Source organism: Rhodopirellula europaea 6C (assembly GCF_000338295.1).
Classification (GTDB): domain Bacteria; phylum Planctomycetota; class Planctomycetia; order Pirellulales; family Pirellulaceae; genus Rhodopirellula; species Rhodopirellula europaea.
In genome coordinates this window covers 16,194-29,084 of the sequence record NZ_ANMO01000091.1, presented here as the reverse complement: position 1 = coordinate 29,084, position 12,891 = coordinate 16,194, and the positions used below count along the sequence as shown (strand labels likewise).

Below are 12,891 nucleotides of genomic sequence, written 5' to 3'. Positions count from 1 at the left end.
ACAGCAGGAAGCGTCCACCCCTGCACGAGCGCTGAAACCAAAACGACAAAGAATACCGTGTCGAAGATGATCGAAGCGGCAGGAAGCCCCGCCATCATCGGGAACGTGGCCAACGTAATCGGCACCGCACCTTTCAGCCCCACCCACGACAAAAAAGACAATTCACGAGTGGTGAATCGAAAGGGGACGCCGCACAGAAAAACCGCGATCGGTCTCGCAATGAAAATCAGCACTGATGCGATCAAGAGTGCGGGCACCGTGACGTCCCACAGGCGACTGGGGAACGACAGGATGCCCAACGCGGTGAACATCAGAATCTGGCACATCCACGCAAGTGCGTCGTGAAAGAGCACGATACCGCGATAAAAAACCGGGCGTCGATTGCCAATCACAACCCCGGTCAAATAGACGGCCAAGAACCCGCTGCCGCCCAGTTCCGATGCCATCCCGAATGAAAACAACCCCAACGCGGTCGCCATCACTGGGTACAAACCCGCCGCTTCCAACCGAATGTGTTGCAACACCCAGGCACCCGCCCAGCCGACCGCCATGCCCATGGCCGTGCCCACGACCGCTTGGTTGAGAAACAAGGTGACCAGACCAAACCCCAACGGCGTTTGACCAGTCAACACTTCGATCAAACCGACGGTCAAGAAAATCGCCATCGGGTCGTTGGAGCCACTCTCGACTTCAAGGGTGTTGGCCAACCGAGGTCGAATGTGAACGCCGCCGCCTCGCAAGACGGAGAAGACGACCGACGCATCGGTGGATCCGACGATGCTGCCTAACAGCAAACCTTGCATCCAAGATAATCCCAAGATCCAAGACGCCGCCAACCCGGTGATCACGGCGGTCACGATGACGCCCACTGTCGCTAGCAACGATGCGGGTTTCCATGCCGATTGAAATGCGGCGTATGGTGTGCCGATCCCGCCGTTGAACAGGATTAAACACAACGCTGTAGTCGCGAAACCATGTGCGAGCGTGTAGTTCTCGAACTCGATCCCGCCAATGCCCTCCGACCCGGCTAGCATCCCGATGGCCAAGAAGACCACCAACACGGGAACGCCCATGCGTGCGGAGAATTTGTTCGAAGCGATTCCCAGCAGCAACAAACTCCCAGCGATCAGAATGAGAGTTTCAATGCTGAACATGGCTGGATTTCACTTCGATGAAGGGCAGACGCTTGGAGGAGAAATCTCGCTCCTCCAAGCTATCTGATCAAGTGGCTTCGGTCTCCACTTTCTTTTGTTTCGCGAAACGTCGCAGCATCACATAGAAGACGGGCGTCAGGAACAACCCAAACACGGTCACTCCCAGCATTCCAGCAAAAACTGCGGTTCCTAACACACGTCGCATTTCGAATCCGGCACCCGTGGCGACCAACAATGGCACCACTCCCAGGATGAATGAGAACGCGGTCATCAAAATCGGACGCAAACGCAAACGGCATGCTGCGATGGCAGCGTCGAAGCGGTTCTTTCCCGCGTCTTCTTCTGCCTTCGCAAATTCGACGATCAAAATTGCATTTTTGCAGGCCAGTCCGATTAAAACGATGAACCCGATCTGCGTCAAAACATTGTTGTCCATCCCGCGGAACCAGACGCCCGAGAGAGCAAACAGTAAACACAGTGGCACGATCAAGATGATTGCCAAAGGCAGTAACCAGCTCTCGTACTGGGCCGAGAGCGCCAAGAACACAAACAGAACCGCGAGTGGGAACAGGAACACAATCGTGTTGCCCGCTTGGCGTTCTTGGAACGCGATTTCAGTCCACTCGTAGCCAAAGCCGGGCGGCAAGTTTTGGTCGGCCAATTGCTCCATCGTTGCAAGTGACTGGCCGGTGCTAAATCCAGGAACAGTCGTTCCGTTCAGGTCGGCGGCGGGGAATAGATTGAATCGCACCAAACGGTCCGGACCGGCGGTTTGTGTGATGTTGACGACCGATCCCAACGCGATCGACGCACCTCGGTCACTGCGAGTTCGGATCTTCGTGATATCGGTCGCCTCGTCGCGAAATTTTGGTTCGGCTTGAGCCGTCACTCGGTAGGTGCGTCCAAGGAAGTTGAAGTCGTTGATGTATACCGACCCCAGATAAACCTGCAAAGCTTCGAAGACTCGGTTGACCGGAACGTCCAGCATTTGAGCTTTGGTTCGATCCACGTCCGCGTAGACCTGAGGCACATCCATCCGCAGGTTGGAGAACACTTGTCTCACGCCGGGTTGCTGGTTGGCTGTCGCGAGCATCGTCTGAGTGACTTCGTTCAACGCATCCAAGCCGGCACCGCTGCGGTCCTGGACATACATCTTGAAACCGCCCCCTCGACCGATCCCGCGAATTGGCGGCGGAGGAATGATCAAGATTTGGGCTTCGTTGATAGCAGCCACTTCCCGTCGCATGTCCGCGACGATTGCTTCGACCCCGCGACCTCGTTTGGCTCGTTCTTTGGCATCTTCCAACGGCAGGAACGTGACCGCGGCATTGGGTTTGATAGAGAATGTTGCCCCTGACAGTCCTGCGATTCCAACAGCGTGGGCGACACCGTCGATCTCTTTTCCGATCTCCGCGACTCGCCGAGTCACGCGGTCGGTTCGTGCGAGGGACGCACCATCGGGCAAGTTGATTGCGACAATGACGTATCCCTGATCTTGATCGGGAATGAACCCGGTGGGCACCATGCTGAAGCTGAACCCGGTGAGGATAAGCAAACCAACATACAGCACCATCGCAAATCCGGTCTTCTTGATCAAACGTCCGATGATTGACGCATAAACGTTGCTGGTGGCATCGAATGTTCGATTGAACAATCGGAAGAACCAACCGAACAAATAATCAATTGCTTTACCGAAGCGGTTCTTCGGTGCGTTCTTGGGACGCAGCAGCAAGGCACACAACGGCGGGGCGTGAGGGTCAGCGAGCAAAGGTCGAAATTGCGGTGGAGATCGAAATGGTCAACGCGAACTGTTGATAGAACTGCCCGCTGATCCCGGGGACGAACACCGTCGGAACAAACACGGCAATCAAAACCAGAGTTGTCGCTATCAAAGCGGATCCCACCTCGTCCATTGCTTTGTGCGTGGCCTCCCGAGCGGTCATGCCTTCGGCGATCAAACGCTCGACGTTCTCAACCACCACGATCGCGTCATCCACCACGATCCCGATCGCGAGTACCAATCCAAACAGTGAAAGCGTATTCAGCGTCACTCCAAGGAACTGCATCACCGCGAACGTGCCGATCAACGAAATCGGAATGGCGATCACTGGGATGATCGTTGGACGCCAACCATGTAGGAACAAGAACACCGTCAGCACCACAAAGATGGTCGTGATAAAGAGTGTTTCGAACACTTCCGCAATCGAGTCCTCGACATAGTCGGTTGGGTTGTAAGCGATCTCGTAGCCAATTCCCTGTGGGAATTCTTTGCTCATCTCGCTCATGACGCGTTTGACTTCGGCGGCCGTTTCCACTGCGTTTGTACCTGGACGTTGGTAGACCAGCACCGCGATCGCCGATTTGCCGTCGAGATAGCTCAGACGGGAATAATCCTGTGCTCCCAGTTCAATCCGAGCCACATCGCGAAGTCTCGTTATCCGTCCGTCTTCGCCACGTTTGACGATGATGTCGGCGAATTCGTCTTCGCGAATCAAACGACCTTGAGTGGTGACATTCAATTGAAAGTCACCGGTTTCGTCCGTCGGCGGTTGCCCGATCACGCCTGCAGCGACCTGGATGTTTTGAGCCCGAATTGCATCAACGACTTCCCCTGCGGTCAGATCGACATGGGTCATCTTTTCGATGTCCAACCAGATTCGCATGGCGTATTCGTTGCCGCCCGCAATTCGGATTTCACCCACGCCATCCAGACGCATCAACGCATCGCGAACTCGAAGGAATGCGTAGTTGCTAATGTAGAGTTGCTCGCGACTGCCGTCGGGCGAGTTCAAGTGAACCACCATCAGCATGTCGGGTATTTGCTTGGTCGTGGTCACACCAATTTGGCGGACTTGTTCTGGCAAACGTGATTCGGCGATCGCGACGCGGTTTTGGACCAACACCTGTGCGTCGTCCAGGTCCGTGCCCAGTTTGAACGTCACGGTCAGCTGCATGGTGCCGTCCGAACTGGACGACGATTCCATGTACAGCATGTCGTCGACGCCGTTCATTTCCTGTTCGATGGGTGTCGCCACCGTGTCGGCGATCACTTCCGGCGTTGCACCGGGATAACTGGCGCGAACCAAAACGGTCGGTGGTGCGACGCTGGGGTACTGCGAAACCGGCAGCGTGAAATACACGATGCCGCCCACCAGCACGATCACAAAGGACAGCACTGATGCGAAGATCGGACGTTCGATAAAGAAGTGGGGAAACTTCATCGTGTCACCTCCGTCATGCGATCCGCAACTGGAACGGCGGTGGGAGCGGGCGAAATCCATTTGTCTTTCGGAACCGGCTGATACTCGTCCGGCAATCCGTCTTCGACGATTTCAATCGTTCCGTCGATCGTGTTCACTTCCGCATCGGGCCGAGCCTGCATCAATCCTTCGGTGACCAAAAGTTCGGTTCCATCGAGCCCCTCGCGAATGACTCGCAAGCCATCGATGATTGGACCGCTGGTGATGGGCCGACGCTGGATCACACCGTCCACCACGATGTAGACGTATTGAGTCGATTGGTCGGTGCCAATTGCCGAGTCAGGAATCAAAATCGCTTGATGCGACGCACTGCCTGGAAGTCGAATGCGAGCGAACATGCCGGGAAGCAACAATTCGTCTTCGTTTGCAAAGACGCTTCGGGCACGTAGGCTGGCCGTGTTGACATCAAAGCGGTTGTCGACGAAGTCCATGTGACCCTGGTGAGGGAAACCGTCTTCATCAACCAAGCCAAGGTACACGGGGTTCTTTGCGACCCGCGAACTTTCGCGTTCGCCAGATTTGGCCAAGCGAGAATATTTCAAGACGTCTTGTTCGGTTGCGTCAAACACGCAGTAGATCGGTTGCACCGAAGCGATGGTTGTTAACAAAGAGGAGGTCGCACTGCCGCCGGCAATCAAGTTGCCTTCCGTGACATACTTGCGACTGATGCGACCGGTGATGGGTGCACGGATGCGTGTGTATTGCAAATTGAGTTCGGCGGTCTCGACACCCGCCTTGGCAAGTTCAATCTCGGCTTGCGCGGTTGCGATAGCGGCTTCGGATGAATTCAGGCTCGCACGAACACCTTCGATGTCGGCCTTGGCTTTAAGGAACTCCGCCTCACGATCATCCAGTTCGTCTTGCGAGGATGCGTTTCGCTCGACCAGGTTCTGCGTTCGCTTGTAACGAACATCGGCGAGGTTCAATTGAGCTTCTGATTGCAGCAGGTTCGCGCGGGCGACCTCCGTCATCGCCTTGGCTTGCTTGAATTGCGATTCGGATTGCTGCAGTCGTGCTTGCGCGGCCGCTAACTCAGCTTCGAATGGACGCGGGTCGATGATGAATAGCAAGTCGTTTTTTTTGACGATCTGTCCCTCGTCGAAATGGACCGACTGCAAATATCCATTCACGCGAGCTCGCACTTCCACCAAGTCGACCGCCTCCAAACGTCCGGTGAAGGCATCCCATTCGACGATTTTCTTCACAACGGGCTGAGCAACGGTCACGGTGGGTTTGGGCATCGCCGGCGGACCACTTTGGCCCTGGCTGCATCCAGAGGCGACGAGCAACAGCATCCCGCTAACGCAGGACCCAATTGCGAGCTTCCCAAAGAAGGCTTGGTTTTGATGAGGAGGATTCATGATCGGTTTCGATCCAAAGACGAAAGAGATTCGGGTGGGACCCAGGCGGTGTCTGCTCGTGATGGCGGACAGGAGCCGGGTGAATGGGGTTCGGAGTTGAGGGGGGGCGAGTGAAGTCAGTCGTCGCAGTGAGAAATCGATTCGCGAGTTCGATTGAGCAATTGCAAAAGACTCTGCTTGTCTGCCTCACTGAGCCGTTTCAGCATCCTGTCTTCCAGCTGTTGAAGTGGTTGCATGGTGTCTTCGACCAGTTTCTTGCCCTTTGCGGTGATCGCCACGTGTACGACCCGACGGTCCTCGGTGCTGCGATTGCGCTCGACCAGTTCTTGCGAGCAGAGATGATCGACCAGCGACGTGACCGCGGGGACGACCTGAATCATTTGCTCGCCGATTTCTCCGCAGGTCAGCGGCCGTTCAGCGAGCGCCAAACTGCGGAGAATATTGAATCGGGAGAGCGTCAAACCGTGTTCACGAAAAAGACGCGAGAAGCGGTTGTCGAGTTGGTCACCGATGCGAAGGAAATTCAGCAACACTTCCTGGTCCAAGCATCGAAATGGTTGGGGGCGGTTCAGTTCCTGTTGCAGATTCATGAAGAAATTTCTTGGACGCGCATCGTTTCACTACTGAATAGGTTATTAGTGAAATAACTTTTGTCGAATCGTTTCCGCTGATAAAATATTAGGTTGCTCAGGGCCACTGAAGCCGCTTAGCAGTGGCCGCATCGGCACCGTAAATGCTCAGAGGGAGCGTGGCCACATGTTCAGTTCTGGGCGTCGTCGCTGCCCGGAAGCCTCTTCTCAGCTGGCTTCGGTGCGATCAAGTTGCTTTCGCGTGGGAATGACATCCGCGAGAGTGACGCTGTTCAGATAGTCCATCTGAATGCGTTCGGCATTGGCGAGCACGCCGGTGAGTTTGCAGAAAGAATGGATCACACATCCGTGATCACCCGCGACACACGGCAACAGATGCATGTCACTTTCCACTGTGGCGATGATTTGTCCGACCGTGACGTCTTCGGGACGAACGGCCAATTCGATGCCGCCGCCAACGCCTCGGATGCTTCGCACGTAACCTTCACGGGCGAGAACGTTGACGACCTTGGCAACATGATTGACGGAGATATTGAACAGAGAGGCAACCCCAGCGACGTTGGCTCGAGTTTCTCTCGTGGCCAGATACATCAACGTTCGCAGTGCGTAGTCGGTTTGGGTTGTCAGTCTCATATCGATCCAGAGTAAACCTCGCGAGATCGCGTATCGTATCAAACATCGCTTTTCTCGCCTGTTTTCGTTGAAAAATCAATCTTCCGCGGTGGTGCAAAGTGAGCGGTGTTGTCCACGATTTCGATCTTCGGTTCCTACCGGTGGAACGAGCGAAGTTCAGCTTTGGCGTGGGAACTTCCCTTGTTCAATTGACTTGGGTGTTCTGTCTGCCTAGGCTCGTAGGGACGCCGCCCTTGCTCGTTGTCGAGCATTGCTTTTCTCGAGGTGGCAAAAACTCAGTTGGATCGACTGAAAAAACATGTCGCGTGCTCTTCTCCTCATTGTGGTCGCTGTTTTGCTGGCGGGCGTTTCGACGCCGCGTTCAGTCGAGGCGAGTTGCGGTGATTGGTTGCAGCACTCCGGCAGTGCATCCATGAGTGTGGTTGAATCGCCAGCGATGCGAAGCAGCGACCTGAACCCGGGCCAACAGGGGACTCCGGTCAACGGCATGACGAGTCACGGTGCCCACGAATCAGCTGGTCCATCCGTGCCGGTCAAACCGTGCGACGGACCACTGTGTGGCCAGTTGCCAACGCTTCCGATTCAGATGCCAACGGTTCCAACCGCTGAACGTCCGCATCACGATGCGATCTGGAAACACGCATCGCCGAGCATGTCTTCGGGACAATTCCTTTGCGGAGTGCAGGACGGTTCGGCAGATGTGCAACCAGGATTCTCGCTAGGGATCGATCGTCCACCGCAGATGAACTTGTCTCTGGCTTGAGCAGGTCGTTTCCGCATGTTGGTTGGCAATCACTGATTGTTCGACTTTGTCTGCATGGGTGACGCGCATGTTGATGTAGCACCGAGTTCGCTTGCGCATTCTCGCGTTTGGTGAGCGTTGCAAACAATGTCCTGCTCGTAGTCAGTTCCGGCGCCCTCTCTGGTGTGCCGGCAAACAAAGGATCTAGGTTGGGAGCGGTCCGCTTCCAACCGGTTGATGCACTTCCACCGACACCGTCGGTCGCGGGTGCACCTTAAGTCTGCAAACTGACCGTTCACTGGAATCGTTTCATGTCATCCGTTGCACAACCTGGTGCGGCCGTGCCAAAACCGCGAAAAAAGTATGTTCGCGCGGTCGGGCCACGGCTGAAAAAACTGCTGTACGTCATCTTCGTTCTTTTCGCTTTGTTGCTGGCCAATTCAGGTTACTTGGCCATCTTCACGTTCCTGGAATGGTTTCGTGACCAGACCTACCAGGACTACTTTTACCAATACATGTTCCTGGCCCATTTGGTGATGGGACTGCTGTTGATCTTGCCGGTCGTCATCTTTGGTTTCATTCACATGTGGAACACCAAAGATCGTCGCAACCGGCGAGCGGTCCGAATCGGCTACGCCCTTTTCGCGGTCAGTTTGGGCATTCTCACGACGGGAATCTTGTTGGTTCGAATCGGAGGCTTTGACCTGAAGCAACCGTTGGCACGCAACACGGTTTACTGGTTGCACGTCGCGTTTCCGCTCGCCTCGATTTGGCTGTATTGGCTGCACCGTTTGGCAGGGCCTCGGATCAAGTGGCGAATTGGAATGAGCTTTGGCGGCGTCGCGGCGGCGTCGATCGCTGCCATGGTGATCTTGCAGATGCAGGACCCTCGCCAGTGGAACGCGATTGGTCCCGATTCAGGAACGCAGTACTTCGAACCGTCGTTGGCTCGAACGTCGAGCGGAAACTTCATTCCGTCAGACGCGTTGATGAACGATGAGTACTGCTTGAAGTGCCACGCTGACATCCACAAGGATTGGCAGGACAGCGTGCACCGATTCAGTTCCTTCAACAATGCACCGTACTTTGCCAGTGTTAGCGAAACGAGGGCGAAGTCACTCGAGCGTGATGGTTCGGTTCAAGCGTCACGCTGGTGCGCAGGGTGTCACGACCCCGTGCCGTTTTTCTCCGGAGCTTTTGATGATCCAAACTTTGACATGTTGGATCACCCAACCGCGAAAGCGGGAATCACTTGCACGGTCTGTCACGCGATCACTAACGTCAACAGCGTTCGTGGAAACGCGGACTACACGATCGAAGAACCACTGCATTACCCGTTTGCCAGCAGCGAAAACGCGGCGTTGCAATGGATCAACAATCAATTGGTCAAAGCGAAACCGTCTTTCCATAAGAAGACTTTCTTGAAGCCGTTTCATAAAACGGCGGAGTTCTGTTCGACTTGTCACAAGGTGCACTTGCCCGAGGCGTTGACCGGGTACAAGGAATTCTTGCGTGGGCAGAACCACTACGACCCATATCTGTTTAGCGGTGTGTCCGGGCATGGGGCGAGGAGTTTCTATTACCCGCCCAAAGCCGTTGACAATTGCAGCAAGTGTCACATGCCGCTGGTGGCGTCAAACGACTTTGGTGCAAAGATGTTCGATGACGCGGAAGAACTCAGTGTGCACGATCACATGTTCCCCTCAGCGAACACAGGGATCGCATGGCTTCGTGATCGCGAAGATGTGATCGCGGCGCATCAGGAGTATCTGAAGGATGTCATGCGAGTTGATTTGTTTGGCGTTCGCGAAGGTGGCGAAATCGATGGCAAATTGATTGCCCCGCTGCGTCCCGAGGTGCCTGAGTTGAAACGCGGTGAGAAGTATTTGCTGGAGACCGTGATTCGCACGATGAAGATGGGGCACCTGTTTTCGCAGGGGACCGTCGACAGCAATGAAATTTGGTTGGAAGTCAAAGTCACCAGCGGCGACCGTTTGATCGGACACAGCGGATGGATCGACGAAAGCAAGCACAACGAAGTCGATCCATGGTCGCACTTCGTCAACGTGTTCATGCTGGACAAGGATGGCAATCGAATCAATCGAAGGAACGCGGAGGACATTTTCACGCCTCTCTACAACCATCAGATTCCACCCGGGGCGGGACAAGCCGTCCACTACGAATTGGACGTGCCCGATGATGTGTCGGAGCCAATTCACGTCGAGGTGAAGCTGCAGTATCGGAAATTCGATACCGAGTACATGGACTTCGTCGCCAAACAAAACGAAAAGCATGGCAATCTGATTCGCGGTCATGTGCCTGGTCAGGACTACACCAATGACCTACCCGTCACGACCATGGCGGTTGACACGGTCGTCTTTCCGGTCGAGGGACTTGACCATGCGGTTGAAAACCCACCTCGAGACATTCCCGCGTGGCAACGTTGGAATGATTACGGGATTGGGTTGCTGCTCAAAGGCAAGGCTGAACTTCGTCAAGCAGAAAATGCGTTCCGTGAAGTCGAGAAACTGGATCGCTACGATGGGCCGATGAACCTGGCTCGAGTCTTGAACACCGAAGGCCGTTTGGACGAAGCGGTGGAGGCTCTTCAGCGTGCGGACGAATTCCGCGACGTGGAAGGATTTCCTCGTTGGACATGGGCATGGTTGTCTGGCGTCATCAACTCTCAACAAGGACGTCTGGAAGAAGCCGAGCAGAATCTTCGTAGCGTGTTGGAAGACAGCACGGAAGATATGCAGCGTCGAGGTTTCGATTTCAGTTTGGACATCGAAGTCATCAACCAGCTCGGACGCACGCTGTTTGATCTTGGCAACATTCGCGAGCGGCAACGCCGAACCGAAGAAGGCCAGGAGTACTTCGAGGAAGCGGTGATGCAGTATCAGAAGACATTGCTGATTGATCCGGAGAACGTTTCGGCTCACCACAATTTGCAGTTGCTCTACGAGCGGCTTGGAGACCAAGACTTGGCTGAAAAGCATCGCAAGTTGCACCAGATATACAAACCCGATGACAACGCGAAGGGACGTGCGATTCGATTGGCTCGCGAAAAGTATCCGGCAGCGGATCACGCCGCCGAAGCCGTCGTGAAGTACTCGTTGCATCGTGACTTACCAACCGAAAGCACGGCGACGGAGACCGCTCAGGCCTCCGCTGCCAACTTGCAGGAGAATTCCAATGACCAGTGATCCGCAATCAAACGAAGTGGACGAAAGCGAACTGCGAGACGAAGCCGATATCGGTCGCGCGATGCGAGGTTCGCTGATCGTGTTGGTGGTTCTGGCTGTGATCGGTGGTATTGCCGCCTTCATCTTGACGCGTCCCAAAGCGGCGCCACCCGTTCGCGAATCGAAGTTGGCCACGGTCGCGGTGCGTGAACGCCCCATGGTGCAGGTTCCAACCACCCCGTTTACGGACATCACCGAAGAAGCGGGGATCTCATTTGTTCACAACAACGGTGCGACAGGAGATAAGCTGCTGCCGGAAACGATGGGTGGCGGCAGTGCCTTCTTTGATTTCGATAACGATGGTGATCAGGACTTGTTGTTGATCAATTCGATGGATTGGTCTTGGGACGAACCTAGCGATCGAGGAAACACATCGGCTCTGTATCAAAACGAAGGTGGCAAGTTCGTTGATGTGACTAAAGATTCGGGTTTGGATGTCGAGCTGTATGGGATGGGAGTCGCCGTTGGGGACTATGATCAAGACGGATTGGTCGACGTGTTCATCTCCGCAGTTGGGACAAACCGATTGTTCCGCAATGTTGGTGAAGGCAAATTCGAGGACATCACCGAAATGGCCGGTGTCGGTGGTGAAGAAGATCGATGGAGCACCAGTTCCGGTTGGTTCGACTACGACAACGATGGTGATTTGGATCTGTTCGTTTGCAACTATGTTGGATGGAGTCGCGAGTACGATCAGTCGCAGGGGTTTCAGCTAGTTGGCGGAGGACGAGCGTATGGACGGCCTCAAAATTTTGAAGGAACGTTCCCGTATCTCTACCGCAATGACGGTGACGGCGAATTCACGGATGTCTCGGAGGAATCGGGCATTCAGATTCGCAATGTGTCCACCAATGTTCCGCAGTCCAAATCACTCGGCTTGGCTTTGTGTGACTTTGATCGCAACGGATTCGTGGATGTCGTGGTCGCCAACGACACCGTGCAAAACTGTCTGCTACGCAATGGCGGTGACGGGAAATTCACCGAAATGGGAGCGATCTGCGGGATCGCATTTGATTCCTCTGGCAACGCTCGCGGGGCCATGGGCATCGATGTGACTTCGTTTCGTGAGCAAGCCAGTATGGCCGTCGCGATCGGAAACTTCTCCAACGAGATGACCGCGTTGTATGTGACCAAGGCCGGTCGGATGCAATTTTATGACGAAGCGGTATCGACGGGGCTGGGTCCCAGCACGCGTTTGCTGCTGACGTTCGGATTGGCTTATGTCGACTACGATTTGGACGGTCGACTGGATTTGTTTTGTGCCAACGGGCACTTGGAAGAGGACATCAACCGGGTCCAGCCAAGTCAGCACTACGAGCAACCGCCTCAAATGTTTTGGAATGCGGGACCCGAGTTCGAAACCGAGTTTTTGCCGGTTGGTGCGGAGCAGTTGGGCAACGATTTTGTCGAGCCCATGGTAGGACGTGGTGCGTCCTACGCGGACATTGATTTGGACGGTGATTTGGATCTGCTGATCACATCCACTGGGCGGGCGCCGCGTTTGTTACGCAATGACCAAGAAACCGGCCACCACTGGTTGCGTTTGAAATTGGTGGGCGATGGTGAAAAGTGCAACCGAGACGCGATTGGGGCGTGGGTGAGCGTCACCGTTGGCGATGAAGTGATTGCAAAACAAGTGATGCCGACTCGAAGCTATCTGACACAGGTGGAGTTGCCATTGACGTTCGGCTTGGGCGAGCACGACTCAATCGACAACGTTTCGGTGCAATGGCCTGACGGAGAGGTCGTCGAAATAGGGCCGGTCGACATCGATCAATCCCACGAGATCACTCGCTGAACGGGCTCAACCAAACCTCGGCAAGCAAAAGCAATTTTAGATTTGTTCGGCGGTGGCATGCGCGAACCAAATCGGTGAGACCGTTTTAAAAACTAGGTGGATCAGGCG

General features: G+C 54.9%; 7 protein-coding genes and 1 pseudogene. 3 read left to right on the top strand and 5 right to left on the bottom strand.

Features of this window, described 5'->3' with window-relative positions:
* The 5 genes and pseudogenes from RE6C_RS07805 to RE6C_RS07785 form a co-directional block, all read right to left on the bottom strand.
* A partial coding sequence (locus RE6C_RS07805; RefSeq protein ID WP_008655401.1) for a potassium/proton antiporter occupies nucleotides 1-1,154 on the bottom strand: 1,154 nt, incomplete at its 3' end.
* Between the two features lie 67 nt (nucleotides 1,155-1,221).
* Nucleotides 1,222-4,375 (bottom strand): annotated as a pseudogene (locus tag RE6C_RS07800) (efflux RND transporter permease subunit).
* Nucleotides 4,372-5,775, bottom strand: a complete 1,404-nt coding sequence (locus RE6C_RS07795) for an efflux RND transporter periplasmic adaptor subunit (protein ID WP_039961523.1) — start codon at nucleotides 5,773-5,775, stop codon at nucleotides 4,372-4,374. The pseudogene RE6C_RS07800 and the gene RE6C_RS07795 overlap by 4 nt, the downstream one beginning before the upstream one ends.
* A gap of 116 nt (nucleotides 5,776-5,891) precedes the next feature.
* Nucleotides 5,892-6,365, bottom strand: coding sequence for a MarR family winged helix-turn-helix transcriptional regulator (locus tag RE6C_RS07790; protein WP_008655397.1), 474 nt, complete (start codon nucleotides 6,363-6,365; stop codon nucleotides 5,892-5,894).
* A gap of 207 nt (nucleotides 6,366-6,572) precedes the next feature.
* Entirely contained in the window at nucleotides 6,573-6,998 is a 426-nt protein-coding gene (locus RE6C_RS07785) for an RrF2 family transcriptional regulator (protein WP_008655396.1), read from the bottom strand.
* A 298-nt stretch (nucleotides 6,999-7,296) separates the two neighbouring features.
* Between RE6C_RS07785 and RE6C_RS07775 the strand changes: the two genes are divergently transcribed.
* The 3 genes from RE6C_RS07775 (at nucleotide 7,297) to RE6C_RS07765 (ending at nucleotide 12,783) form a co-directional block, all read left to right on the top strand.
* On the top strand, nucleotides 7,297-7,761 hold the full coding sequence (locus tag RE6C_RS07775) for a hypothetical protein (RefSeq protein WP_173401778.1): 465 nt from the start codon (nucleotides 7,297-7,299) through the stop codon (nucleotides 7,759-7,761).
* 290 nt (nucleotides 7,762-8,051) lie between these two features.
* Nucleotides 8,052-10,946 (top strand): tetratricopeptide repeat protein, encoded by a 2,895-nt coding sequence (locus RE6C_RS07770; protein ID WP_008655393.1) that lies wholly within the window; start codon nucleotides 8,052-8,054, stop codon nucleotides 10,944-10,946.
* Nucleotides 10,936-12,783, top strand: coding sequence for a CRTAC1 family protein (locus RE6C_RS07765; protein ID WP_008655392.1), 1,848 nt, complete (start codon nucleotides 10,936-10,938; stop codon nucleotides 12,781-12,783). The genes RE6C_RS07770 and RE6C_RS07765 overlap by 11 nt, the downstream gene beginning before the upstream one ends.
* The last annotated feature ends 108 nt before the right edge of the window (nucleotides 12,784-12,891 follow it).